The sequence below is a fragment of the Streptosporangium sp. H16 genome (assembly GCF_051918855.1).
Lineage (GTDB): Bacteria > Actinomycetota > Actinomycetes > Streptosporangiales > Streptosporangiaceae > Streptosporangium.
The window spans coordinates 378883-402801 of record NZ_JBPXMD010000004.1 but is presented as its reverse complement, the minus strand read 5'-3'; the positions used below and the strand labels follow the sequence as shown (position 1 = coordinate 402801).

Here is a 23919-nt window from a genome sequence, read left to right as displayed (position 1 = left end):
TCGTACCGCCGGCTCACGCGGCCACACAAGATGCGACCCGGCCGGACGCCGGTTCGGCCGGCCACGGCGGATTCTGTTGGTCCCCGGTGCCAGGATCTTCCCGATCTGCCGGCCGAAGAGAATCGGACCCCCTGTGAGCGACGACGACTGGACCGACGACGACGCGTTCTGCGTGACCTTCGAAGGGGACGTGCCTTCCGGAAAGGGGCATGCTTTCCGGAAAGCCGGGCTCCGTTCCCGTCCGGGGCCGGGAACGGAGCCTCAGGAGCCTCGAATCAGCGGAGGGCGAAGCGCCCGCCGACGACCGGGAGGGTGACCGAGCTGGATCCCGGGTCGACCGAGACACCGGTGCCCGGGGGCAGGCGCAGGGTGAAGTCGCGGTCGGTGGAGACGAGCACGACGCCGATCCGGTGGCCGGCCTTGACGACGTAGTCGTTCGGCTGGAGGTCGAAGCGGAAGTCGTAGAAGCGGCCCTCGCGCAGGAGCTCGGTCTTCGAGGCCGAGTCGCGGTTGCGGACGTCGAGCCAGCCCCTTGTGATGATCTTGTAGGGGGCGGTCACCGTGGTGTGCTCGGCCAGCCGGGCGCAGCCGGTGTCGCCGGGCACGCCCTGGCCGTAGCAGACCTGGGTGTCGCCGTAGACGACGTCGCCGTACGCGCGGGCGTCGGTGCCGTAGTCGACGAGCAGCGCCGTCAGGTACGGCGAGCGCCCGCCCTTGAACGCGGCGCGCACCTCGACCTGGGGGGTGCCGGACAGGCGCGCGTCGCGGGCCAGCGGAGCCGACAGGTAGGCCAGGCGGTTGGGGTCCGTGGCCTCGGCGTTCTCGGCGAGCTGCTCGGCGGTGCGGGCGCTCTGGTCGACGAAGGACTCGACGGTGTGGCGGCCCCGGGGGCGGTCGGTGCCCAGGGTGCCGTTGCGGCCGTCCTTGCCGGCGGTCAGGTGGAGCCGCGCGTCACGGGTGCCGGGCAGCGGCCACGAGGCGTGCTGGGCCCACTGTCCCGGGCCCGACTCCACGTCGGCCTGCGGCTCGTCCATGATGCCGTTGCGCAGGCCGTACAGGTGGAAGTCGAACCAGCGGTGGAGCTGGCGCAGCCACTCGGCGTTGCGCCCGGCGAAGGAGAACGGGTTGAAGTGCGCGCCCTGGTGGAGCCAGATCTTGCGGGGCACGTTCCGCTTCGCGAGGGCGTCCCACCACTGGACGGCCTGCTTGGTCTTGACGTTCCAGTCGTTGAGGCCGTGCACCAGGAAGACCGCGGCGCGGACCTTGTTCACGTCGTTGAGGTAGTTGCGCTGATCCCAGAAGTCGGAGTAGTCGCCGGTGACCCGGTCCTGGTCCTTCTCGATCCGGTCCATCAGCGCGCCGCAGGCCTGCGTGGCGTTCTCGCGGGTCAGGACGTAGCGGGCGAGCACGTCGGCGTCCTCACCCTGGTAGCCGCCGGGCGCCAGCACGCCGCCGTTGGCGCGGTAGTAGTCGTACCAGGAGGAGATGGCCGCGATCGGCACGATCGCCTTGAGTCCCTTGACCCCGGTCGCGGCGACGGCGTTGGGCAGCGTGCCGTTGTAGGAGACGCCGATCATGCCGACGTTCCCGGTGGACCAGTCGGCCCTGATCTCGTTCCCTGCCGCGTCGAACCCCCGGGCCCGGCCGTTGAGCCAGTCGATCGCGGCCTTGGGGCCCGCGGTCTCGTTGTCCAGGCCGGTCGTGGGGCAGCCGGTCGCCCGTCCCGAGCCGAGGTTCTCCACCAGCGCGATCGCGTAGCCGCGCGGCACGAAGTAGTTGTCGTAGTAGCCGCGGAAGGGCGGCGCGGCCGCGCGGTTCACGTCGGAGCCGTCGACCCCGAACATCTCGTCGCGCAGGTCGTTGAACTTGTTGCGCCGGTACTCCATGCCCGCGGGGTCGGAGCCGTCGAGGTCGACGACGTGGTTGGGCACGTCGTTGCCGCCCGCGTAGTAGGGGCTGGCCTCCATTACGACCGGGACCTTCAGTCCCGACGCGGTCTCCTTGGGGCGCATGATGTCGACGGCGACCCGGTCGGGGCGGCCGTCGGCGTCGCTGTCGACCCCGGCGACCTCGACGAACACGGTCTCGGTGAGCGCGTCGGCGCGCGAGTAGATCGGCTGGGTCTCGCCGTTCTCGATCGGGGGGGCCGCGGATCGCGCGGCGGCGGCGGGCAACGCGCCGGTGGGCAGCACACCGGCGGGAAGCGCGGCGGCCGGCAGGACGCCGCTTGGCAGGGTGACCGCCAGTGCGACGATGACCGTCTTCCATCTGTTCATCGAGGAAAGCTCCCAGAGGGTCGCTGAAAAAACTGACAACTCCGGTCAATCTCCTGCGAAGCAATCTTGACCTGCAAGATCGAAGATATAACGAATAAGCGGCTATCTCGCGTTACGCGCGAGTTCCAGCGCGTATTCGGGGAACCAGTCGCCGGCGCGGGGCTCTCCCCGGTGGCATTCGCCGTCCGACTCGCCGGGGCGCTTGATCCACAGGAAGGCGTCGATCCGCTCGTGGCCGGTCTTGGTGGTCGGCTCCGTGCCGAGCGCGCGGCCCTTGGGGTTGCACCACGCGTCGTCGCCCTGCGCGTCGCGGACGGGGCCGTTGCCGTTGCGGGAGGTGTCGATGACGTAGTGGGCCCCGCCGACCGCGTCCGAGAGCCGTTCGGCGACGGCGACGCTCTCCTCGACGGTGAAGAAGTTGCTGACGTTGAAGGCGAAGCCGTCGGCCTTGGGCACCCCGGCCCTGCGCATGGGCTCGGCCCACTCGCCCGGGTCCTTGATCCAGCCGGCGTTCCCCGCGTCGACGTAGACCTTGGTGGCGGGCTGCTTCTTCAGCGTCTCCACCGCGCCGCGGAGCAGGTCGAGGCGCTCACCGGCCTGGCCGCCCTGGGTGCAGTTGTCCAGGATGTGGGCGAGCGCGTCGGGCTCGACGACGACCAGGGCGGGCCGGTCGCCGATGCCCTCGGCGAACCGGCCGATCCAGGAGCGGTACTCCTGCGCGCCGGCGGCGCCGCCCGCGGAGAACTGCCCGCAGTCGCGGTTGGGGATGTGGTACGCCACCAGGACCGGGATGCGGCCTGCCTGCCGGGCCCTGGTGGTGATGTCGGCGACCCTGTCCCTCGGATCCTGGTCACCGATCCAGATCGCGTTGGGCCGGTCGGCGATCCTGCGGATCAGCCCGGCCTCCTCGGTCCTGCCCTCCCCCTCGAGCTTGCGGACCTCCTGGGCGGCGGCGCCGTCGGGGTCGACGTAGAAACCGCTCGCGTCCTTGGAAGCGGCGCTCCCCGGGGCGGCGCTCCCTGGGGCGGCGCTCCCCGAGCCGGCGGGCGGCGCGGGGTCACCGGTGCAGGCCGCCGTCGCGAGAGTGAGAGCCAGCGCGGCTGCGAGGCCGTACCTGTTCATCGAGTACCTCCGGCGTGGGGACCCCGGGCCTGGCCCTGGGGAGCGGAAATGGGAGGGCTGGGGGTGGGGGTGGAAGGGCGGCGTACGCCGCGGGAGGCCGAGGGGGACGTGTCGGCCTCTCCCCGGACGTGGACCCAGCGGGCCGGGGACGGTGTTCCCCGTGCGGTGACCCCGAACAGCATGTACCACCCCGGGGGCACCAGGGCCGGATTGGAGGGGATCTCGGCGACGATCCCGGTCTTCACCCGGGTGAAGTCCAGCCTGATCGAGCGCTGCTCCACGTCGGTGACGTGGGTGACGGCGCTTGGGCGCATCAGCCGTACCTGGTGGATGCGTGCGGCGTCGGGGGTCTGGAACCCGGCCCTGCGGCCCAGGAACACGCTCTCGCGCCCGCCGGTGAACACCGGCGCCTTCTCGCCGTTGTGCAGGTAGGTCGGCGTGTAGATCTCGATGCGCTGGTCGAAGGTGCCCGGGAGCGAGCCCGCCTTGTCGCCGAAGAGCGGGTCGGAGCCCATGCCGAGCACCCGGCCGTCGGGCAGCAGGAGGCCCTCGGCGTGGTAGTTGCGGCCGACCGCGGGCGCCGCGGCCTCGTGGAAGCTGTTGCTCTCCGGGCGGTAGACCTCCGCGCGCAGGACGTCGCTGGCGCCGCGCCCCCGGTAGTCGCTGGAGCCGTTGAAGGAGAAGACGGTGTCGTCGGGCAGCAGCACGGCGTTGGGGTAGCGCACCGGGTCGGACAGGTCGGGACCCCTGACGTAGCGCGGGCTGGCCTCGGTGAGGTCGACGATGGCGGTCCTGGCGGTGGCGTTGGGCAGGCCCGGCTGGCGTTCCCCGACCGGTCCTCCGCCCATCACCATGACCCGCTGGTCCTGCGCGGGCGGCAGCAGCACGGAGGCGCCGGTCTCGTTCAGCTCCGGCTCGGGCAGCCCGGGTACGGGGGTGAACGCCTCCATCTCGTCGGGTGCCACGCCACCGACGCCGCCCGGGGCCTTCACCAGCCGGTCGGTGTCGCGGCGGTAGTCCCAGATGCCGGGGGGACGCAGCGCGAGCTGGCCGGGGCCGTACCCGGCGCTCATGCCGGAGAAGAAGAGGGTGCCGTCCTCCAGCAGGAACAGCGCGGGGTAGGTGGGGAAGAACCGCTTGGGACCCGGCCGCCAGGTCTTGGTCTCAGGGTTGTAGATCTCGTTGTCCCTGGTGATCTGCCCCACGACGTCGAGTCCCGAGACGGTCATCACCCTGCCGTCGGGCAGGTTCGTCATGGTCGGATACCAGCGCCCCTCGGCCATGTCCTGGACCTTGATGTAGCGCTCGGTGACGGGGTCGAACTCGTAGGCGTCCCTGATGCCCTGGAAGTCCTGCTTGTCCAGCGTCATGCTGCCGCCCATGGCGTACAGGTTGCGCTTCTCCCGGCCCCTGAGTCCCTGGATCTCGTAATTGACGGAGCCGGCCGGCGCGGTGAGCAGGCCCGCCGCGCCCTCGGTGACGGCCTCGGCGAAGACCTTGGTCTGGCTGGGCCGGATCCGCACCTTCCCCGGCACGCCGGTCTCGACCTTCCGCGCGGGCGGCACGCTGACGTGGGCGAGGGTGCGGTACACCTGCCCGCCGGGGGCGGTCAGCAGCGTGCCGGGGTGGAACTCCCTGGGCTCGGCGTCGGGGTCCTCGTTCTTGATGGTGAGGGCGCCCGCGGCCCGCTTGACCTTGGCCTTCAGCACCTCGAAGCGGCCCGTGCCGCCCGCGATGAGGAGCTTGCCGTCGGGCAGCACCGAGTGTCCGGCGCAGAAGAAGTCGACGGGCGTGTCGACGAGCTTGAACTCGTCCGGCCTGCCCGGCTTCGCCGGGTCCCACAGCACGGTCTTGAACGTGCCCTTGTCGAAGTTGGCGGCGTTGTTGCCGGAGCCGGCGACGATGAGCACCTTGCCGGTGTGCAGCAGTGCGGCGTGGATGGCGTTGACCTTGAACTTCTCCGGGACGTCGAGGAAGGTCCAGTGGCCGTGAGTGGCCTTGTAGTCGTCGCGGTTGATGCTGTAGTCGTGCCACTGCTCGGTGGCGAATCCCGCGACGGCGGGCAGGTTGATCGCGAGGATGGCGGTCACCACCGCCGCCCCGACCAAGTGCTTGCGCAGGCGGCTCACGAACCGTCACCGGCCGCTCGCGGGGCCGCCTTGAGCGCCCGGAGGTTCCAGGCCCAGGTCGTGAGCGGTCCGAGGCAGATGACCAGGGCGAGGATCCCCCACAGGGTCATGACCAGGTGGATGTGGCCGGTCCAGAAGATGGTCAGCAGCAGGCCTCCGCCGAAGATCGCCGCCCACCACAGGTGGATGCGGAACGTGGCGACCTGGTCGGGACTGGCCGAGTCGCCCTTGGGGGTGACCACGAACTTGCTGGGCCTGCGCAGCGCGGCGCCGATGAGCGAGGTGACGTAGATGGGCGCCGACAGCGCCGACATGACCATCCCGGCCACCCCCGAGGAGCCCTCCGGCTCGTGCGGGCTGACGTTGTGCCGCCGGTTCCAGGTGTAGAGCATGACCTGCAGCAGCGCCGCGTCGCCGTACAGCATGAGCCACACGTCCATCGGCACGGTCACGCCCGAGCCCCCGACGGCCATGAACAGGGTGGCGCTGAGCCCGGCCAGCAGCCAGTTGAGCGCGGACATCGGGTAGAAGGTCACCATCAGGGTGTAGTTGAAGAACCGTCCCGGCGAGAGCTTCGGCGCGGCCCTCCAGAACTGGGTGAGCAGCGTCTCGTAGGTGCCCCGGCTCCAGCGCAGCTGCTGGGTGAAGAAGTCGGTCCACGACGACGGCCCCTCCCCCACGGCCAGCACGTCGGGGGTGTAGACCGACATCCAGCGCTGCCCGGTCTCCGGGTCGCGGGAGCGGTGGAACTCGATGCCGGTGGCCATGTCCTCGGTGATCGAGTCGTACAGGCCGCCGATCTGCTTGAGCGCGCGGATGCGTACGGCGTTGTTGGTGCCGACGAACATCGGCGCGCCGTACAGGTTGCCCGCGCGCTGGATCAGCGAGTGGAACAGGAACTGCTGGCTCTCGGCGGCCTTGGTGACCCCGGCGTCGTAGTTGCCGTAGACCTGGGGGCCGACGACGAAGGCCACCCGCGGGTCGCGGAAGTAGCCGAGCATGCGCTCGCAGAACTCCGGGAGCGGCACGTGGTCGGTGTCGACCGAGACGAAGAAGTCGTAGTCGTCGCCGTGCGCGTCCAGCCAGCTGTTGTAGTTGCCGTGCTTGGTCTTGGCCCGGAAAGCGCCCTTGGGCCGGTTCCACTCGGGTACGCCCTTGCGGGTGAAGTGGTGGGCGCCCAGCCAGTCGCAGAGCTCGTGGATGTCGGGGTCGTCACCCTCGTCCAGCAGCCAGACGTCGAGCACGCCGTCGTGGCGGATCTTCAGTGCGGCGGCCAGGGTCTCCCTGACCATCTCCAGCGGCTCCTTGCCGGGTACGCAGGTGGTGATGAAGGCCACCCGGGTGCCGGGCTCGGGCGCGACCGGGACCGGGTCCCTGGCCGCCAGCATGGCGTGCACGTTGGACACCACGCTGACCAGCCGGAAGACCTCGATGAGGGCGATCGCGACGAGCATGATCCGGTCGGCCACCGGCAGGTACCACGGGATCGTGCCGTAGGGGTCGGGCCGGACGGTCCAGTGCTCGGGCAGCAGCAGCCAGACCATGAGGGTGAACTCCACGAGAAGCGCCGCGACCATCAGCAGCACCGCCCGCACCCGGTGTGGCTCGGTGGCCAGCAGGGAGCGGTAGCTCACGCGGTAGGGCACCCCGGGGTCCGGTTCGGTCACGGGCCCGGCGAGCCTGCTGAACCTCTCGTAGTCGTAGGGAGCGATTTGCGCGGCGTCGGCGGGGGCGCTCATCGTTGCGGCGACCTCGGAGCACGCGAAAGCAAGCCCAGCACTGTTCCCCCAGGTAGATCGCATAGGCCGCTCCTCGTCAAGGCGAGGTCACCTGCGGCCCGCGTGGTGATAAATCGTCACACATCATATTCGGATCAGTAAGCAAGATCTCCCCAACCCGGGGATGTGCGGAACATTTCACACGGCTTTCTAGTTTAAGATTCAACAACCGAGGTGAGAGGACCACCAGGCATGACCGTCGACATCCGCAGGGCCGGCGAACGCCCCGCCACCAAGATCCAATGGCTGGACTCGAAGCACTCCTTCTCCTTCGGCCGCCATCAGGACCCGAACAACACCCACCACGGCGTGCTGCTCGTCAACAACGACGACATCGTCAAGCCCGGCACCGGCTTCGACACCCACCCCCACCAGGACATGGAGATCGTCACCTGGGTGCTGCGCGGCTCCCTCGTCCACCAGGACTCCGAGGGCCACTCCGGGGTGATCTATCCGGGACTGGCCCAGCGGATGAGCGCGGGGACGGGCATCCTCCATTCGGAGAAGAACGACTCATGGCGGCTGCAGGGTGAGCGGCATACCGATCCGGTCCACTTCGTCCAGATGTGGGTGGTGCCCGACGAGGGCGGGCTCACCCCCGGCTACGAGCAGCTGGAGATCGACGCCGAACTGCTCGGCGGCGCCCTGGTCCCGGTCGCCTCGGGCATGGCCAGGGACGCGGGCCGCAGCGCCATCCGCATCAACAACAAATACGCCGCGCTGCACGTGGCCAGGCTCCAGCCGGGCCAGAGCGTGGAACTGCCCGAGGCACCGTTCCTGCACCTGTTCGTCCCCCGAGGCGCCGTCGACCTGGAGGGTGCCGGGCACCTCTCCGAGGGCGACGCCGTCCGCTTCACCGCCACCGGCGGCCAGCGCGTCACCGCGATCACCCCGGCCGAGATCCTGCTCTGGGAGATGCACGCGACCCTCGCCGCCTGACGGCGGGACGGGGCGGCCCCGGCGCGAAAACCCGTACCCGCGCCGGGCGCGGGCCTGGCAGGCTGTGCGGATGGAGGTACGGTACGTCCCGGATCACTCGATACTGTCGGTGGTGATCGGCTCGCGGGCATACGGGCTGGAGACAGAGGAGTCGGACGTCGACCGGCGCGGGGTCTTCGTGGCGCCGACCCGGCTGTTCTGGCGGCTGGCCAAGCCGCCCACCCACGTCGACGGGCCACTGCCCGAGCAGTTCTCGTGGGAGGTCGAGCGGTTCTGCGGTCTCGCGCTGGAGGCCAACCCGACGGTCCTGGAGTGCCTGTGGTCGCCGATCGTCGAGCAGGCCACCGCGGCGGGTGAGGAACTGCTCGCCCTCCGGGACGCCTTCGTGTCCGAGCGCGCCAACCAGACCTTCGCCGGATACGCCAACGCCCAGTTCCGCCGCCTGGACCCCGCGCGTCCCAAGTGGAAGCAGGCCATGCACATGATCCGTCTGCTGCTCAGCGGCCTGCACCTGGCCCGCCACGGCGAGCCCCTGGTCCGGATGGACGCCCACCGCGACCGGTTGCTCGCCGTACGGCGGGGAGAGCTCTCCTGGGCCGAGGTCGACCGCTGGCGCTCGGAGCTGGTGGCGAGGTTCGGCGGTGCGAACGTGCTGCCCGCCGAGCCCGACCGGCGGCGCGTGGAGGAATACCTGGCGCGCACCAGGGAGGCGGCGCTGTGACCGTCACCCTGCCCTCCTGGCTGGCCGAGATCCCCGCCGGGCAGGCGCACCCGGCCGCCTTCGCCACGGTCAGCGGGGCGCACCTGTACGGCTTCCCCTCGGCCGACTCCGACGTCGACCTGCGCGGCGCGCACCTGCTGCCGCTGGAGGAGGTCGTCGGCCTGCGGACGGGCGAGGAGACCCTCACCCGGTCCTGGGTCCGCGACGGCGTCGAGGTGGACCTGGTCACCCACGACCTGGCCAAATTCTGCCGCCTGCTGCTGCGCCGCAACGGCTACGTGCTGGAGCAGCTGCTCTCTCCGCTGGTGGTGGCCACCTCGCCGGTCCACCAGGAGATGGTCGCCGTCGCCCCCGGCTGTGTCACCCGCCACCACGCCCACCACTACCTGGGCTTCGCCCGCACCCAGTGGCGGCTGTTCGAGCGCTCCGGCGAGCTCAAGCCCCTGCTCTACACCTTCCGCGTGCTGCTCACCGGCATCCACCTGATGCGCAGCGGCGAGCTGGAGGCCGACCTCACCCGGCTCTCCGGCGGCCCGCCGTATCTCGGCGACCTGGTGGCGGCCAAGCGCTCCGCCGAGCATGGCTCGCTGCCGCCGGACGCACCGGGGCCGGAGCGGCTGGCGGGCGACGTCGCCCAGCTGACCGGGAGGCTGGAGGAGGCCCGGGACTCCTCCCGTCTTCCCGACACCGCGCCGTCGGCGGACGCGGTGCACGACCTCGTCGTCCGGACCCGCCTGTCGACGAGGACCGCCGGGACCTGAGACGCCGTACCGGGGTCCCGTACCGGAGTCAGAGCCTGGGGTCGGAGCCCAGGGGCGGGTAGGCGGGCACCGGCGCCGGCACGTGCCGGGGCCGGCGGGACGTCTCGCCGCCGGGCAGCGTCTCCCACCAGCTCTCCAGCATGGGCACGTCGACGGTGTCGACGCGCTCGCCCGGGCGGGGAACGACGATGCGGACGTCGCGGGCCTTGGCCTCGCGCCACAGGCGGTCGATCGGCTCGGCCCACGGGTGGGTGGCGAGGGCGAAGGTCGCCCAGTGGACCGGGAGAAGCAGCCTGCCGCCCAGGTCGAAGTGGGCGTTGACCGCCTCCTCGGGGTCCATGTGGATGTCGGGCCAGGCTGCGTTGTAGGCGCCGATCGGCATGAGCGTGAGGTCGAACGGGCCGTGCGCGGCGCCGATCCCCGCGTAACCGTCGAAGTATCCGGAGTCGCCCGCGTAGAAGACCTTCTTCTCTCCGGCCGCGATCACCCAGGAGCCCCACAGGGTGACGTTCCGGTTGAAGGTGCGACCTGAGAAGTGGCGGGCGGCGGTCGCGACGAACCGCAGGCCCGCGACGGTCGCCTCCTCGTCCCAGTCGAGCTCGATGATCCGGGAGGCGGGCACGCCCCACCGCTCCAGGTGGGCGCCGATGCCCAGCGGCACCAGGAACGGGGCGGTCTGCAGCGCGGTGAGCCCGCGGACCGTCGCGCGGTCGAGGTGGTCGTAGTGGTCGTGCGAGATCACGATCGCGTCCAGCGGCGGAAGGCCCGCCAGCGGCCCCGGCACCGGGTGCAGGCGCCGCGGGCCGACCAGCTGGGAGGGCGAGGCGCGCCTGCTCCATATCGGGTCGACGAGCACGCGGCGGCCCTCGATCTCCAGCAACGCGGTGGCGTGGCCGTACCAGATGACGCTCAGCCCCGCCGGGGACGGCCCGCCGGACGGTGAGGTCACCACGGGGATCGCGGCGGCCGGGCGGCGCTCCTCGCGGTTGCGGAACATGTTCCAGGCGATCTCCCGCGCGCTCTGCGGGGAGGGCACGAAACCGCCGGGCATGGAGTTGCGGAAGACGCCGTCGTGGAAGCGCGGCGAGCGGCGCATCCGCTCCAGCCGCTCCCCCTTGGCCTCGCCCCCGAGTTCCGCGGGGATGTCCTTCAACGCCCACCCGGCGGCGGCCAGCGCCAGCCCGCCCGCGAGGAGACGCCCGATCGACCTGCTGCCCGCCATGCGGCTCACGCTCCTGAGAATCGTCCGTTCCTGCAGAACGATCCCGGCTCCCTTGGTGTTCCCATTACGCTCTGGGCGGGACAGGCCGCCCTAAGACGACACGCGGGGACGCGAGGGGCGTCACGGGGCGAGATGCCGCTCGACGGTGGCGACCTTGGTCTCCAGACGGCCGCCCTCCCCCTCGCGGATGTCCGCCTTGAGGACGAGGCTGACCCGCCCGGCGCGAGCCTCGACCGCCGCGACGGCGTCCTTGACGACGGTCATGACCTCGTCCCAGGTCTCGCCCTCGACGGTGGTGAACATGGCGTCGGTCCGGTTGGGCAGGCCGGAGGCGCGGACGACGCGCACGGCCTCGGAGACGAGCTCGCCGACGTCCTCCCCCGCTCCGATCGGGGTCACGCTGAACGCCACGAGCACCGACATGTCTCACCCTTTCCCCGGCTTTCCCCGGCTTCCCGCGCCGCTCCCCACGCACCCTAGTTTCCGGCCCGACCGGCGGGCAATCCGGCGGGGGTGGCGGTGGCGCGGTCTCCGAGGCGGGCGGTGCCGGCGCGGGTGACCCGCATGATCACGCCGAACTTGTTCCCGTGCTCGCCGATCAGCCACTTCTGCAGCTCGGGCCAGCGCTCGCGTCCCTCGGGGTCCCAGCTGGGCACGACGCACCTGACGCAGGGTCCCGCGTGGTCGCCGGTGACGGTGAGTTCCGTCTCCCCCGCGGTGACCGTGGTGCCGGGCGCCCAGTTCTCCTCGTCGAACGCGGGCGCGTCGGTCTCGAGGTGCAGGTTGGGCCGGAACCTCAGCAGGTCCACCGGCCTGCCGAGCTCCTCGCCCAGGGCCGCCAGGGACGCCTCGAAGGTGACCAGCACGGTCGGGCCCCGGTCCTGCTGCCCGTCGGCGGCGCGCAGGCTCAGCGGCGTGCCCAGCGACCGCGCCAGCGCGTCCGTCAGGCCGGGGGCGTCCCAGTCCCACGTGGCGCCGTCCGGTCCGGTCAGTGTCGGCGCGTCACCGTTCCACCGGGAGCCGCTCCCGGGAGAGCCGTAGGCGGCGCGCCAGTGCAGCATCTCCGCCCGCCGCCGTACGGTCAGCACCTTGCCCGCGCGGTTCTCCCCTTCGCCGAGGAGCGCGTAGGCCCGGTCGCCGGCCAGTCCCCGATCGTCGAAGCGCGCATCCTGGAGCTCCTCGCCCCGCAGCGACTTCACCGGCCACCGAAGAATCCGATGAACAGTACCGAAATATGACGTCATACTATAAAAGTAGCGATCATGGAGTTATGAAGGTACAAATGCCGCACACTGTCACGGAGGCCGAGGCCATCCAGGACGAGCTCAGGGCACTGCTCGACCTGACCGGTCCCGGACCCCGCCGCCCCTCCAGGATCGCCGGAGTGGACGTCGCCTACGACAGGGACCGGCTGGCCGCGGCGGTGACCGTCCTGGACGGGACGACGCTGGAGATCGTCGAAGAGGTCGCCGTGGCCGGGAGGGTGACCTTCGACTACGTCCCCGGGCTGCTCGCCTTCCGCGAGGTCCCCGCGCTGCTGGACGCCCTCGAGCGCCTGTCCGCGCCCCCCGACCTGGTCGTCTGCGACGGATACGGCCTGGCGCACCCCCGCCGCTTCGGCCTGGCCTGCCACCTCGGCGTGCTCACCGGCCTGCCCACGATCGGGGTCGGCAAGACCGCCTTCGTCGGCACCTACCCCGAGCCCGCGCCCGGGCGGGGCGCCTGGACCGACCTGACGCTGGACGGCGACGTCGTCGGCCGCGTGCTGCGCACCAGGGACGGGGTCAAACCCGTCTTCGTCTCCACCGGTCACCGCGTCGACCTCGACACCGCCTGCCACAACGTGCTGAACCTGACGCCCCGCTACCGCCTACCCGAGACCACCCGCACCGCCGACCGCCTCTCGCGACGGTTTCTGACCGAGAACTGTCGTACGGACCTGGTTGGATCCGCTCAGCACGACAGGATGGGATAAAAGTGGGCGAAGACGAGTGGGCCGAGGACGTCGACGCGTGGCGCGACACCAACCTGGCGCAGATCCGCCAGCGGCTGGCGAACGGGTTCGACCCCGGCGGGCGGCTGCCGTGGCTGCGCACGACCCCCCTGCACCAGGCCGCCCAGGAGGGCGCCACGCAGGTGATCGAGCTGCTGCTCGCCTCGGGCGCGGAGGTCGATCCCGTCGACGCCGACGGCGCCACCCCGCTGTGGGAGGCCGTTCGCCACGGCTGGGACGACGCCGTACGGATCCTGCTCGCCGCGGGCGCCGACCCCTGGCGGCCGTGCATCGCGGGCCGCTCCCCCGGCGTCCAGGCCCTCTTCACCGAGATGGCCGGCCTGTTCGCCCACCTGCCGGGAGCTCCCAGCGTGAGCCCCAGGTTCCGCGAACTCCAGGACACCGTCGACGCGATGATGTTCTCGTACGAGGACTACAGCGAGGAGCTGTGCGTGGCCTTCGTCGGCGAGGTGGCCGAGGACGAGGTCATCCGCCGCCTGGGCGCCGCGCCGGAGGCGTGCCCGCCGATGGAGACCGGTGAGCTGTGGGGTGCGGAGCAGTCCTCCCCGGTGGAGGTGCTGCGCGTGGCCAGCCCGCCGGGGGGAGGGGTGGTGCTCTTCCAGTCCGGCGGCATCCTGCCGGTGCGCGACGGGGTCGGCAGGGCGGTCACCTCGGGCGGCGGGGTGCTGGCCGGGGCGTTCCCGTCCACCAGCCCGTCGGTCGACATCTGGCGGGACGGGATTCCCGCGGGACGGCCCTCGGTCCACGAGCAGCTCTCCGACGACAGCATGGTCGAGCTGTGGATGTGCCGCTTCGGCGACTGCGGCGCCCACCCCTCCACCGCGACCGAACGCACCCTGGGCCTGATGACGCTGCTGACCTCCACCTACATCACCGAGGAGTGGCTGTGGAGCGCTCCGATGAGGCTGGTCCCGGTCATGCTGCGGTGACGAGCCGGCGGGAGTCCGGAATGGGTAGAGTCGCACGACGATGAGAAAGCACACGATCACCGCGCTGTGGGAAGAGATACCCGACGATGCCGACGACCTCGCCGTGGTGCGCGGCGGGTTCCGGGTCTATCTGTGCATGTGCGGCAGGCAGCTGGCCGACCGGGCGGCGGCGGAGTCGCACGCGTCGGAGACCAACCAGTGCACCACCTGCCTGGGCACCACCGTCGAGGACATCGTGCCCGGCTTCTCCCAGCCGTGCACCGCCTGCGCCGGAACCGGCCGGCGCAGGGCTCAGCTGACCTGGCAGCTCGCCCACGTCGAGGCCGAGTCCGTGATCACTGTTGAGTTCGTCCGCGGGCTGATCGCCGGTTTCACCGAGCCGTTCCGGCTCTCCGAGGTGGCCGACCTGGTCCGCGAGACCCTCCACCTGCCGGTGGGCCGCCTGCCGGTCGGCCCGCGCGTCCGCGACATCCTGCGAGGCCTGGAGGCGGCGGGCGAGCTCGTGCTGATCTCCGCCCCCGACGAGCTGCTCCGCGGTACCTCGGTCATGCTCTACCGCGACCCCTACTGGGAACACGCCACCGGCTGAGCGTCCGGAGGCCGTTCGACCTGACCGGCGCCGGTTTCAGAAGGAGAAGAGGCTGAGGATCGCCAGCAGGGCGTGCTCCGCTCCGCTGCCGAAGCAGGCGGCGAGCGCATAGCCGATGGCGGCCTCCTCCGGGCTCGGCGAGGCGACCCACTCGGCCCTGACCTCGCCGTCGGCGAGCGTGGTGAACTCCCCGAGGCCGTGCTCACCGCGGAAAAGGCCGCTGGACACCTCGGAGGTGGGAATCAGGGTGTAGGTGGTTCCCGCGTGTTCCACCTCGGCCCGGTAGGAGTGGCGCGTGACGCGCCCCGGCCCGGGGCGTAGCGGGACGGGAGCGCCGTCGAGGGTCATGGTCAGCTGGTCGGGGCCGCGGGTGCCGATGGGAACGTGCCGCTGCGCGACGGCTTCGGCGGATCGGCGTACGACGACCGTGGGAATCGCATCGCCCTCGACGCGCATGGTGCCGGCGTCTCGATCCAGCGTGAGCGTCAGCTCTCCCACGACCGCGTCGGTGACGTGTGTTCCCATGCCCGCAAGTATGCAAGCCTTCCACGCGCCTTTCCGTCGAAAGGACCGCTCGGAGAAACCCGCGCCGGGCTCGCCCCCGTCCGGGATTCCGTACGGGAAGGTTCTGCCCGGCCGGACACATGTCCGGCCGGGTACATATGAGCCGCCCATGGTTCGAGAGGGCGCCCGGAGCCTGTTCCAGCCCCCGCGGGAAACAGACCCGGGCGGTCGCCGGCCTCAGGCCGCGCAGCCCGCGTACTCGTCGAGGCGCCGGAACATGGCGGCCAGCATCAGCGGGAACATCGCCACGTGGGCGATCGTCATGAGCGCCCCGCCGTCGATGAGGCCCAGCCAGAGCAGCGGGAACAGCGGCACGACGGGGACGAACATGGCGGCGCACATCTCCAGGGTGGGAGCCCAGCCGTGGCCCCGGTAGCGCATCCAGACGGCCATGCCGACGGACATGTCGAACGCCATCAGCAGGTAGGCGAGCTCGGGCTGCCGGTCGTGGGAGAAGCCGAGCCCTGCGGCGGACAGGAGCATGCCGAGAACGAACATCCCGGCGAACATCGCGATGACCATCTCGACGTAGTGCCAGGCGAAGCGGCCCCATCGGCGGCGGGCGGTCGGTGCTGTCTGTGTCATGGTCCGACTGTGCCGCCGCGCCGGTCACGCTCCCAGGAACGCGGTCGCACATGTCCGGAAACCTGGGACTCCTGTCCTTTCTGGCATAGGGTCGCCTCGTGATCGAACGCCGCGTCGCCGTCATCGGGTACGACGCGGCGGAGCTGCTCGACATCGCCTGCGTGACCACGACCCTGGAGAACGCGAACCTGCAGGGTGCCGCTCCCGCCTACCGCGTGCGCCTGGCCACCCCCGGGGGGAATCCCATCGTCTGCAGCACCGGCCTGACGCTCCAGGCCCATGAGGCGCTCGAACGGGTCATCGGGCCGCTCGACACGCTCGTCGTGTCGGGAGGCATCGGGCACGAGGCGGCGGCCGGCAACCGGTCGATCCTCGGTCACGTCCGCCGCCTGGCGCGCGAGAGCCGCCGCGTCGCGTCGGTGTGCACAGGTGCCGCCGTGCTGGCCGCCGCGGGCCTGCTCGACGGGCGGCGTGCCACCACCCACTGGCAGTCGGCGAAGGTCCTCGCCGACCGCCACCCGGAGATCTCCGTCGATCCCGCTCCGATCTTCGTACGTGACGGGAACACCTACACGGCGGCCGGGGTCACCAGCGCCCTGGACCTCACCCTCGCCCTCGTCGAGGAGGATCACGGCGCCGAGCTGGCGCGGCGAGTGGCGCGCGCCCTGGTGACCTACCTTCAGCGACCCGGCAACCAGGCGCAGATGAGCATGTTCACCGCCTCGCCCTCACCCGAGAACGGCCTGGTCAGAAAGGTCGTCGAGTACGTCACCGGGCACCTGGACGCCGACCTGACCACGGGCACGCTGGCGCGCGGCGCGGGCGTGAGCGAGCGGCATCTGACCCGGCTGTTCCTGGAACACCTCGGGCAGGCACCGGGACGGTTCGTGCGACAGGCCCGCACCGAGGCCGCCGCGCACCTCCTGACCTCGACCTCCCTGCCGATGACCGGCGTGGCGCTCCGCTGCGGGTTCGGGACGGCCGAGGCCCTGCGCCAGGCGTTCGTCGACCGCTACGGGGTCGCGCCCTCGCGATACCGGTCCACGGCGACGTCCGCCACACGGTCCTGACGCGTTCCCGACGCGGGCCGCCGTTCCTCGGGTCGCGATGGAGTGCGACGCCCCCGCACAGGTCAGCACGCCGCCAACGCGGCCCTCGCCGCCAGGTCGGAGGCCGTTCTCAAGGGACAGAACGAGAAGTTCACCCTGGCCAGGAACATCGCCGGTGCCCACGGCCTGCAGTACCTGACCTACGCGCGCGCCTACCGCGGGCTGCCGGTTCACGGCGGCGACGTGGTGGTCGCCACCGACAGAGCCGGAGAGCTCGTCGGGTCCGTGAGCTCGGGCCAGCAGGCCAGGATCACGATCGACGTCACGAGCAAGGTGGACGCCGAGGTCGCGGCCGCCACCGCCCGCGCGCAACTGCCCGTCGTGGAGACCGTGGCCGCGCCCAGGCTGGTGGTGCACGCGACCACCACGACGCCCAGACTGGCCTGGGAGGTGGTCGTCAGCGGCGCCACCGCCGAGGCCCCGAGCGTCCTGCACGTCTTCGTGGACGCCCTCGACGGATCGATCGTCGACTCCTACGACGACATGCACGCCGGAACCGGCAACAGCTACTACAACGGCAACCCGGTGACCATCCAGACCTCGGGCTCGGGCAGCTCGTACTCGATGACCGACACCACCCGCCCCGGCCTGCGCTGCGGCGGGCAGAACGGCTCGACCTACACCGGGACCGACGACTCCCGGGGCAACGGCTCGGGCACCAACCTGGAGACCGCCTGCGTCGACGCCTTGTACGCGGCGCAGAAGGAATGGGACATGCTCCGCAGCTGGCTGGGCCGCAACGGGTTCAACGGGTTCAACGGCTCCGGCGGCGCCTACCCCGCCCGGGTCGGCCTGAGCGCCGTCAACGCCTACTGGAACGGCAGCTACACCAGCTTCGGGCGCAACAGCGCGAACACCAGGCAGGCCACCCCGATGGACGTGGTCGGCCACGAGTACGGTCACGCCATTTTCCAGACCTCCGGCAGCGGCAACGAGTCCGGCGGCCTGAACGAGTCGACCGGTGACATCTTCGGCGCGCTGACCGAGCACTACGCCAACCAGCCCGCCACCCTCGACCCGCCGGACTATCTGGTGGGCGAGGAGGTCAACACAAGTCACGAGTGGATCGTCCGCCTGGAGCCGGTCGTCGGAATCGAAACTCTGGGGCCTGTACGGAGTCGAGATCAGAGGGATCACCTGACCGGCCACCGGCAGGCACCGCCGAGGGGCGGCGTGACTCTCCGCGGCCGTGACGAACAGGGCTCACGACGATGCGGCTCGTACGCGACAGCACGGTCCAGACATGTGTCGCGCGTCACATTCATGCGGTGTCACATAGGGATGGGGGTGTTTGTCTCATGGTCGTCGCCGGCACCGCGGACCTGAGCCGGTGGCCTGGCCGAGGGAGTGAGAAATGACGAAGAACGACCACCACGTCGTCGTACTGGGCGCGGGTTACACGGGCATGCTGGCCGCGATCCGCCTGGCCCACCGGACCCGGCGTGACGGTGTCCGGATCACATTGGTCAACCCCTCTGCGCGGTTCACCGAGCGGCTGCGGATGCACCAGATCGCCGCCGGGCAGCAGCTGGCCGACCACCGGATCGGCGACCTGCTCGCCGGGACCGGCATCACGTTCGTGCAGGGCGAGGCCACCGCCATCGACCCGGACGGGCGCACGGTGGAGATCGACGGCGGTGAGACAAGGCTGGACTACGACACCCTGGTGTACGCGCTGGGCAGCTCGACCGACACCGGCCGGGTCCCCGGCGCGGACGTCCATGCCTTCACGCTGAACAGTCCGCAGATCGCCGCCCGTTTCGCCGCCCGGCTGGGCGAGGTCGTGACGGCCGGCGGCACCGTCACGGTCTGCGGCGGCGGTTTGACCGGGATCGAGGCGGTGACCGAGATCGCCGAGGCCCACTCGGGCCTGAACATCACGCTGATCAGCTCTGAAGAGCCCGGCGCGATGATGGGGCTCAAGGCCCGCGCCTACCTGCGGCGGGCACTGGACCGCCTGGGCGTCACCGTCAGGACGGGCGTGCGGGTGACCAAGGTGCTGCCCGACGTCGTCGAACTGGAGAGCGGCGAGATCGTCCCCTCGGACGTGTGCTTGTGGACCACGGGCGTCAGGGTGTCGCCGCTGGCCGCCGACGCCGGGATCGCGGTGGACGACCACGGCCTGATCCTGGTCGACGCGACGCTGCGTTCGGTGTCCCACCCGGCCATCCACGCCATCGGTGACGCCGCCGCCATCCGGCTGGCCTGGGGGCGGGTGCACGGCACCTGCCAGAGCGGCCTGCCCACTGCCCAGTACACGGCCGACACCATCGCCCGCCTGCTGCGCGGCAAGCCGGTCAAGCCGTTCCGGTTCGGCTACTACCACCAGCCGCTCAGCCTCGGCCGCCGCGACGCGGTCATCCAGTTCACCCACTCCGACGACACCCCGCGCCGGATCTACCTCACCGGGCGTACCGCCGTTCTCTACAAGGAGACCGTCAGCAGCAGCCCCCTCATGACGTACCGGCTCAGCAAGCGCGTGAACGTCAACGTCACCCCCTCCAAGGGCGGCCGCGCCACCCGCAGGCCCGCCGCCTGAGGACGACCGCGCCGACCCGCTCCCCCCAAGGATCACCATGAAACGTCAGGTTCTGATGACCGCGGCCGTCCCGCTGTGCGCGGCGAGCATGCTGGACACCCCGCTACCCCACCACCACGCGGGCATCGCCGCCACGCTCGCCCCGCGAGCCGGGACAAGGGGCGGGACACGTGTCCCCCGGTCAGGGGGCAGGCGAGGTGACGAACGCACCATCCGATCCATCGGTAACGTTTAGCAATTTCCAACGTAGCCGCTTCGGCCGTTCCGCCCGAAGCATCGCACCGAAGGCATGAGTTGATGATCGACACGAAGCCCGAATCCGATCCGTACATCGAGCACCGGCGGCTGCTGTTCTCCACCGCCTACCGGATGCTGGGCAGCGTCACCGACGCCGAGGACGTTCTCCAGGACGCCTGGCTGACCTGGAACTCCGCGGACCGCGTCGCGATCCGGCACTCGAAGGCCTACCTGGTACGTACGGTGACCAACCTGTCGTTGAACCGGCTCACCTCGGCCCGGGCGACCCGTGAGACCTATGTCGGTCCGTGGCTTCCCGAGCCGCTGCTCACCTCTCCCGACGCCGCCATGGAGACCGAAATGGCCGACACCGTCTCCACCGCGATGCTGGTGGTGCTGGAAACCCTTACCCCCGTCGAGCGCGCGGTCTTCCTGCTGCGCGAGGTCTTCAGCTACTCCCACGCCGAGATCGCCGACACCCTCGACCGGCCCGAGCCGACCATCCGCCAGATCGCGCATCGCGCCCGCGAGCACGTCCAGGCCCGCCGGCCCCGCTTCGACACCGACCGCGCCCGGCGGGAAGAGATCACCGCCCGGTTCATCACGGCCTGCTCGGGCGGCGACCTGAACGCGGTGATGGAACTGCTCGCCCCGGACGTGACCGCCTGGACCGACGGCGGAGGCAAGGTGACCGCCGCCCTGCGCCCCCTGCACGGCCCCGACCACGTCGCCCGCTGGCTGCTCGGAGTCCTGGCCAAGCCCCAGTCGGCGGGCGTCGTCCTGGAGGCCGGCACGATCAACGGCGAGCTGGGCGTCCTGTTCGCCGCCGGAGACATGCCCGTCGGCGCCCTGACCTTCGACATGGTCGACGGCCGCCTCCACATCGTCCGGCTCCAGGTCAACCCGGACAAGCTCAACGGCCTGCACACCCCGGCAACTGCCCCGCCCCTTCCCGGGCGTTGACGACCGCACTCCCGAGTGCGAAGCCGCCCGACACATCGGTCCCGGCGTCCTCCTGAGGAGCGGCGCCGATCGAGATGACGAGCCATCGAGATTCGCGCGGGCCCACTCGCGGCGACGATCCCGGCCCTGCCGAACTGGAAGGAGGCGGTGCGCCGCAGGTAGGGCTTGCCCTCCCCTTCCACGATCTGCTCGGGCGGCGGGACCGGCCCGGCCCGCGTGATGGTGAGGTTCCCGCCTACGTGCGATCTGGAACAGACCACGGCCCGCCCTCGTGTCGGTCACCGACCGCAGCGGCGGCCCGGATGACGAACTGTGATTGGGAAGACTGAAAAGGGTACGTATGCGCTGCTGAAAGGTGGAGAGGTCGGCCGGAGACGGGGAACGAGGCGGTCATGACGATGCTCAGCCGATCACGGGCCGGGGCGCCGCTCCCCCACGCGGCCGGATGAGCACCGGACCGGGCGGGGTGACGTCCACCCAGGATCAGGCGGGGGCGGACCCGCGCCGCTGGAAGGCGCTGAGCGTCTGCCTCGTCGCCGGTTTCATGACCCTGCTGGACGTCAGCATCGTCAACGTCGCGCTGCCCGCCATCCGCGCCGGGCTGGACGCCCCGCAGAGCGCCCTGCAGTGGGTGGTGTCGGGGTACGCGCTCACCTTCGGGCTGATACTGGTCCCCGCCGGGCGGTTCGGCGACATGTACGGCCGGCGCAACGCGTTCGTCTTCGGGGTCGTGCTGTTCACCCTGGCCAGCGCGGCGGCCGGAGTCGCCGGGGACCCCACCCTGCTGGTCGTCGCGAGACTCGTGCAGGGACTGGCGGGCGGAGTGATCAACCCGCAGGTCAGCGGGCTGATCCAGCAGCTCTTCCGGGGGGCGGAGCGCGGCAGGGCGTTCGGGATGCTGGGCACCGTGATCGGCATCTCGACCGCGATCGGCCCGCTGCTCGGCGGGCTGCTCATCAACCTCGGCGGCGGCACCGACGGGTGGCGGCTCGTCTTCTACGTCAACGTGCCGATCGGCATCCTGGCCGTGGTCCTGGCGTACCGCTACATCCGGCCCACCGCGAAGGAGGGGCGGCCACGGGAGTCCATGGACCCGGTGGGCGTGCTGCTGCTCGCCGCCGGCGTCGTGCTGGTGCTCCTGCCGCTCGTCGAGGGGCACGAGTGGGAGGCCTCGGCGAGGTGGCCGTCCCTGCTCGGCGGGCTCGCCGTGCTCGCCGTCTTCGCGGCCTGGGAGCGCCGGTACGGGCGGCACGACCAGCCGGTTGTCGACCTGTCCCTGTTCCGCAGGCGCTCGTACGCGCTCGGCGCCCTGGTCGGGGCGCTCTACTTCGCGGGCTTCACCGCGATCTTCTTCGTCCTCACCCTGTACCTGCAGAACGGCCTGGGCTACTCGGCCCTGGAGGCGGGGCTGGCGACCACGCCGTTCGCGGCGGGTTCGGCCGTGACGTCCCTGTTCGGCGGCCGGATCGTCACCCGGCTGGGCCGCCCCCTGGTGGTGGCCGGGCTGGTGCTGGTCGCGGTCTTCCTCGCCGTCACGGCGCTCGCCGTGCAGCTGGTCCCCGGCACGCACGTGGCCTGGGCCATCGCGGTGCCGCTGCTCCTCGCCGGCCTGGGCAGCGGCCTGGTGATCTCCCCGAACCAGACACTGACCCTGTCCGAGGTGCCGGTCGCCGGGGCGGGCTCCGCGGGGGGCGTGCTCCAGACAGGGCAGCGCATCGGCACCGCCGTGGGCATCGCGGCGATCGGCTCGGTGTTCTTCGCCGAGGTCGCCTCCTCGCACGGCGACTACGCGACGGCGTTCCGGCACTCGCTGCTGGTCACCATCGCCTTCGTGCTGGTCGCGCTGGTCGTGGCCGTCACCGACGTGATCACCTCCCGCCGGGCCGCCCGGTCCTGAACGACCGCCACGCCCTCTCCTGCCGCCGGAGACTCACAACTCCTCAAGCAGGACGCGAACTCCCTCGTTCCCCGGGTGGTCGGCACCGTGGAACTCGGTCAGGTCGTCGAGGAGCCCGGTGAACGTCCGCCTGGCGGAGGTGACGTCACCGCAGCGACTCTGAAGCATGCCGATCTGACGCCGGAGTTCCAGCGTGCGCGGATCCTCGGCGCCGAAGATCCGTAGTTCGTCCTGGAGCAGTCCGTCGAGCTGCTTCAGCGCCGTCACCGGGTCGTCGGCCTGAGCGTGACAGGTGGCCTCTCTCAGCCTGCAGTGCAGCACGCGCTCGTCATCGGCGCCGTACAGCCGGGCGAGATCACGCGTGAGGTTCGCGTAGTCCTCGGCGGCGTCCTCGTACCCGTGCCCGTCGTAGCGCGCTCCGGCGAGTTGCAACCGCATGCCGATCACTTCGGGGTTGTCGGGGCCGAGGATCGCGTTCGCCGGTTCCACCAGCTCGGCCAGGATGTCGGCGGCCTGGCCGAACATGGACTCCCGGATCAGGGACTCGGCCTCCCGCCTGGCCATTCCCAGGTCCAGCTCGCCAAACTCCTCCGGCTCTTCCTCCACCGGACGCGTCGTCGGTGCGAGCACCCGGCTGACCACACCGGCGTACATCCGCACGGGGCTCTGCCCGGTACGGACGAAGTCACCCAGCGGTCCCAGCCCGGCCACGAAGGGCAGCAGGCTCTCGTATACCTCACCGGCCGAGCCCGGCCGGTCCTGGGGCCGCTTCTCCAGCAGCCCGAGCACCAGGCTCTCCAGGGCGCCGGGGACACCGCGACGAAACCGGGTCACCGGTGCGGGAGCGTCCTGGACCTGCCGGGTCATCACGGCGAACGCGTTGTCCCCGGTGAACGGCCTGTGACCGGTCAGCAGTTCGTGCAGGACGCAACCCAGCGAATACAGATCACTGCGAGCGTCGATCGGATGATGCCGCACCTGTTCGGGTGACATGTACTCGGCCGTGCCCATGAACTGCCCCGTCGCCGTCAGCCGGGTGTACCCCGGCTCCATGAGCAGTGCGAGCCCGAAATCGATCACCTTGACGGTTCCGTCGACGCAGAACAGCAGATTGGTCGGCTTCAGGTCCCGGTGGAAGACGGACAGCTCGTGGGCGGAGGCGAGCACGGCGCACACCTGGGCCGCGATGGCCGCGGCCCAGCCGATGGGCAGCGGGTGGTACTCACCGGCCAGGATGTCGACGTTCTGCCCCTCGACGAACTCCATCACCATGAACAGCCGGGGCTGGGCAGTCGCCGGATCCTCGAAGGTGCCCGCGTCGTAGACGGTCGGCGCTCCCGGGTGGGAGAGCCTGGCCAGCACCTTCGACTCGGTGAGGAACCTGCGCCTCAGCTCGTCGTCGTACTTGCCGTCGGGGAAACGGATGAGCTTGACCGCCACCCTCCGATCCAGCCGACGGTCGTGACCGCCCCAGACCTCGCCCATGCCGCCCGCGCCGAGAGGCAGCGGATCCAGCGCGTAACGGTCGCCGATGACCCTGATCAT

At 71.0% G+C, this 23919-nt stretch carries 22 protein-coding genes; 12 read left to right on the top strand and 10 right to left on the bottom strand.

The window, feature by feature from the left end:
* Positions 1-275 precede the first annotated feature (275 nt).
* The 4 genes from ACTOQ2_RS09880 to ACTOQ2_RS09865 all read right to left on the bottom strand — a co-directional run bounded on the left by ACTOQ2_RS09880 (position 276) and on the right by ACTOQ2_RS09865 (position 7266).
* A complete protein-coding gene (locus tag ACTOQ2_RS09880) occupies positions 276-2276 on the bottom strand; it encodes a Xaa-Pro dipeptidyl-peptidase (protein ID WP_440099344.1) in 2001 nt (666 codons plus the stop codon).
* 102 nt (positions 2277-2378) lie between these two features.
* Entirely contained in the window at positions 2379-3398 is a 1020-nt protein-coding gene (locus ACTOQ2_RS09875) for a glycoside hydrolase family 6 protein (protein WP_440099343.1), read from the bottom strand.
* Positions 3395-5527: a galactose oxidase-like domain-containing protein gene (locus ACTOQ2_RS09870; protein ID WP_440099342.1), complete on the bottom strand. Its 2133-nt coding sequence runs from the start codon at positions 5525-5527 to the stop codon at positions 3395-3397. The genes ACTOQ2_RS09875 and ACTOQ2_RS09870 overlap by 4 nt, the downstream gene beginning before the upstream one ends.
* Positions 5524-7266: a glycosyltransferase family 2 protein gene (locus ACTOQ2_RS09865; protein WP_440099341.1), complete on the bottom strand. Its 1743-nt coding sequence runs from the start codon at positions 7264-7266 to the stop codon at positions 5524-5526. Before ACTOQ2_RS09865 ends, ACTOQ2_RS09870 begins: the two co-directional genes overlap by 4 nt.
* Before the next feature lie 231 nt (positions 7267-7497).
* On the opposite strand from ACTOQ2_RS09865, the gene ACTOQ2_RS09860 reads away from it, so the two are divergent.
* The 3 genes from ACTOQ2_RS09860 (at position 7498) to ACTOQ2_RS09850 (ending at position 9726) form a co-directional block, all read left to right on the top strand.
* Positions 7498-8244 carry a pirin family protein gene (locus ACTOQ2_RS09860; RefSeq protein ID WP_440099340.1) on the top strand — a complete coding sequence of 249 codons (747 nt, stop codon included), beginning with the start codon at positions 7498-7500 and terminating at the stop codon, positions 8242-8244.
* Positions 8245-8314: 70 nt separating this feature from the next.
* The gene (locus ACTOQ2_RS09855; protein WP_440099339.1) at positions 8315-8965 is read left to right on the top strand and encodes a nucleotidyltransferase domain-containing protein; all 651 of its coding nucleotides are present in this window, start codon (positions 8315-8317) and stop codon (positions 8963-8965) included.
* Positions 8962-9726, top strand: coding sequence for a nucleotidyltransferase domain-containing protein (locus ACTOQ2_RS09850; RefSeq protein ID WP_440099338.1), 765 nt, complete (start codon positions 8962-8964; stop codon positions 9724-9726). The genes ACTOQ2_RS09855 and ACTOQ2_RS09850 overlap by 4 nt, the downstream gene beginning before the upstream one ends.
* A gap of 28 nt (positions 9727-9754) precedes the next feature.
* On the opposite strand, the gene ACTOQ2_RS09845 is transcribed toward ACTOQ2_RS09850, so the two are convergent.
* The 3 genes from ACTOQ2_RS09845 to ACTOQ2_RS09835 form a co-directional block, all read right to left on the bottom strand.
* On the bottom strand, positions 9755-10948 hold the full coding sequence (locus tag ACTOQ2_RS09845; protein ID WP_440099378.1) for an MBL fold metallo-hydrolase: 1194 nt from the start codon (positions 10946-10948) through the stop codon (positions 9755-9757).
* 120 nt (positions 10949-11068) lie between these two features.
* Complete coding sequence (locus ACTOQ2_RS09840) at positions 11069-11371, bottom strand: thiamine-binding protein (protein WP_440099337.1); 303 nt, start codon at positions 11369-11371, stop codon at positions 11069-11071.
* Positions 11372-11424: 53 nt separating this feature from the next.
* The gene (locus tag ACTOQ2_RS09835; RefSeq protein WP_440099336.1) at positions 11425-12147 is read right to left on the bottom strand and encodes an MOSC domain-containing protein; all 723 of its coding nucleotides are present in this window, start codon (positions 12145-12147) and stop codon (positions 11425-11427) included.
* Between the two features lie 83 nt (positions 12148-12230).
* Here ACTOQ2_RS09835 and ACTOQ2_RS09830 point away from each other — a divergent pair, with 83 nt between their 5' ends.
* The 3 genes from ACTOQ2_RS09830 to ACTOQ2_RS09820 are packed head-to-tail and all read left to right on the top strand — an operon-like array spanning position 12231 to position 14480.
* Complete coding sequence (locus ACTOQ2_RS09830) at positions 12231-12923, top strand: endonuclease V (protein WP_440099335.1); 693 nt, start codon at positions 12231-12233, stop codon at positions 12921-12923.
* Between the two features lie 2 nt (positions 12924-12925).
* Positions 12926-13891, top strand: coding sequence for an ankyrin repeat domain-containing protein (locus ACTOQ2_RS09825; RefSeq protein WP_440099334.1), 966 nt, complete (start codon positions 12926-12928; stop codon positions 13889-13891).
* A gap of 40 nt (positions 13892-13931) precedes the next feature.
* On the top strand, positions 13932-14480 hold the full coding sequence (locus ACTOQ2_RS09820; RefSeq protein ID WP_440099333.1) for a hypothetical protein: 549 nt from the start codon (positions 13932-13934) through the stop codon (positions 14478-14480).
* Positions 14481-14516: 36 nt separating this feature from the next.
* Here the strand turns inward: ACTOQ2_RS09820 and ACTOQ2_RS09815 are convergent, their stop codons facing one another.
* Both ACTOQ2_RS09815 and ACTOQ2_RS09810 read right to left on the bottom strand, forming a co-directional pair.
* Complete coding sequence (locus ACTOQ2_RS09815; RefSeq protein ID WP_440099332.1) at positions 14517-15005, bottom strand: hypothetical protein; 489 nt, start codon at positions 15003-15005, stop codon at positions 14517-14519.
* Positions 15006-15221: 216 nt separating this feature from the next.
* The gene (locus ACTOQ2_RS09810) at positions 15222-15629 is read right to left on the bottom strand and encodes a hypothetical protein (protein WP_440099331.1); all 408 of its coding nucleotides are present in this window, start codon (positions 15627-15629) and stop codon (positions 15222-15224) included.
* A 98-nt stretch (positions 15630-15727) separates the two neighbouring features.
* Here ACTOQ2_RS09810 and ACTOQ2_RS09805 point away from each other — a divergent pair, with 98 nt between their 5' ends.
* The 6 genes from ACTOQ2_RS09805 to ACTOQ2_RS09780 all read left to right on the top strand — a co-directional run bounded on the left by ACTOQ2_RS09805 (position 15728) and on the right by ACTOQ2_RS09780 (position 22374).
* Entirely contained in the window at positions 15728-16699 is a 972-nt protein-coding gene (locus ACTOQ2_RS09805) for a GlxA family transcriptional regulator (RefSeq protein ID WP_440099330.1), read from the top strand.
* Between the two features lie 42 nt (positions 16700-16741).
* A complete protein-coding gene (locus tag ACTOQ2_RS09800) occupies positions 16742-18064 on the top strand; it encodes a M4 family metallopeptidase (protein ID WP_440099329.1) in 1323 nt (440 codons plus the stop codon).
* A 28-nt stretch (positions 18065-18092) separates the two neighbouring features.
* On the top strand, positions 18093-19277 hold the full coding sequence (locus ACTOQ2_RS09795; RefSeq protein WP_362686534.1) for an NAD(P)/FAD-dependent oxidoreductase: 1185 nt from the start codon (positions 18093-18095) through the stop codon (positions 19275-19277).
* 37 nt (positions 19278-19314) lie between these two features.
* On the top strand, positions 19315-19512 hold the full coding sequence (locus tag ACTOQ2_RS09790) for a hypothetical protein (RefSeq protein WP_440099328.1): 198 nt from the start codon (positions 19315-19317) through the stop codon (positions 19510-19512).
* A gap of 62 nt (positions 19513-19574) precedes the next feature.
* On the top strand, positions 19575-20477 hold the full coding sequence (locus ACTOQ2_RS09785) for an RNA polymerase sigma-70 factor (protein WP_440099327.1): 903 nt from the start codon (positions 19575-19577) through the stop codon (positions 20475-20477).
* Positions 20478-20922: 445 nt separating this feature from the next.
* On the top strand, positions 20923-22374 hold the full coding sequence (locus ACTOQ2_RS09780) for an MFS transporter (RefSeq protein WP_440099326.1): 1452 nt from the start codon (positions 20923-20925) through the stop codon (positions 22372-22374).
* 33 nt (positions 22375-22407) lie between these two features.
* On the opposite strand, the gene ACTOQ2_RS09775 is transcribed toward ACTOQ2_RS09780, so the two are convergent.
* Complete coding sequence (locus ACTOQ2_RS09775) at positions 22408-23919, bottom strand: protein kinase domain-containing protein (RefSeq protein WP_440099325.1); 1512 nt, start codon at positions 23917-23919, stop codon at positions 22408-22410.

Bases quoted from the DNA above. Each gene is read 5' to 3' on its own strand.
- ACTOQ2_RS09880 (WP_440099344.1), bottom strand. From the start codon at position 2,276: ATGAACAGATGGAAGACGGTCATCGTCGCACTGGCGGTCACCCTGCCA.
- ACTOQ2_RS09875 (WP_440099343.1), bottom strand. From the start codon at position 3,398: ATGAACAGGTACGGCCTCGCAGCCGCGCTGGCTCTCACTCTCGCGACG.
- ACTOQ2_RS09865 (WP_440099341.1), bottom strand. From the start codon at position 7,266: ATGAGCGCCCCCGCCGACGCCGCGCAAATCGCTCCCTACGACTACGAG.
- ACTOQ2_RS09860 (WP_440099340.1), top strand. From the start codon at position 7,498: ATGACCGTCGACATCCGCAGGGCCGGCGAACGCCCCGCCACCAAGATC.
- ACTOQ2_RS09855 (WP_440099339.1), top strand. From the start codon at position 8,315: ATGGAGGTACGGTACGTCCCGGATCACTCGATACTGTCGGTGGTGATC.
- ACTOQ2_RS09845 (WP_440099378.1), bottom strand. From the start codon at position 10,948: ATGGCGGGCAGCAGGTCGATCGGGCGTCTCCTCGCGGGCGGGCTGGCG.
- ACTOQ2_RS09840 (WP_440099337.1), bottom strand. From the start codon at position 11,371: ATGTCGGTGCTCGTGGCGTTCAGCGTGACCCCGATCGGAGCGGGGGAG.
- ACTOQ2_RS09830 (WP_440099335.1), top strand. From the start codon at position 12,231: ATGCCGCACACTGTCACGGAGGCCGAGGCCATCCAGGACGAGCTCAGG.
- ACTOQ2_RS09820 (WP_440099333.1), top strand. From the start codon at position 13,932: ATGAGAAAGCACACGATCACCGCGCTGTGGGAAGAGATACCCGACGAT.
- ACTOQ2_RS09815 (WP_440099332.1), bottom strand. From the start codon at position 15,005: ATGGGAACACACGTCACCGACGCGGTCGTGGGAGAGCTGACGCTCACG.
- ACTOQ2_RS09810 (WP_440099331.1), bottom strand. From the start codon at position 15,629: ATGACACAGACAGCACCGACCGCCCGCCGCCGATGGGGCCGCTTCGCC.
- ACTOQ2_RS09795 (WP_362686534.1), top strand. From the start codon at position 18,093: ATGACGAAGAACGACCACCACGTCGTCGTACTGGGCGCGGGTTACACG.
- ACTOQ2_RS09790 (WP_440099328.1), top strand. From the start codon at position 19,315: ATGAAACGTCAGGTTCTGATGACCGCGGCCGTCCCGCTGTGCGCGGCG.
- ACTOQ2_RS09785 (WP_440099327.1), top strand. From the start codon at position 19,575: ATGATCGACACGAAGCCCGAATCCGATCCGTACATCGAGCACCGGCGG.
- ACTOQ2_RS09780 (WP_440099326.1), top strand. From the start codon at position 20,923: ATGAGCACCGGACCGGGCGGGGTGACGTCCACCCAGGATCAGGCGGGG.
- ACTOQ2_RS09775 (WP_440099325.1), bottom strand. From the start codon at position 23,919: ATGATCAGGGTCATCGGCGACCGTTACGCGCTGGATCCGCTGCCTCTC.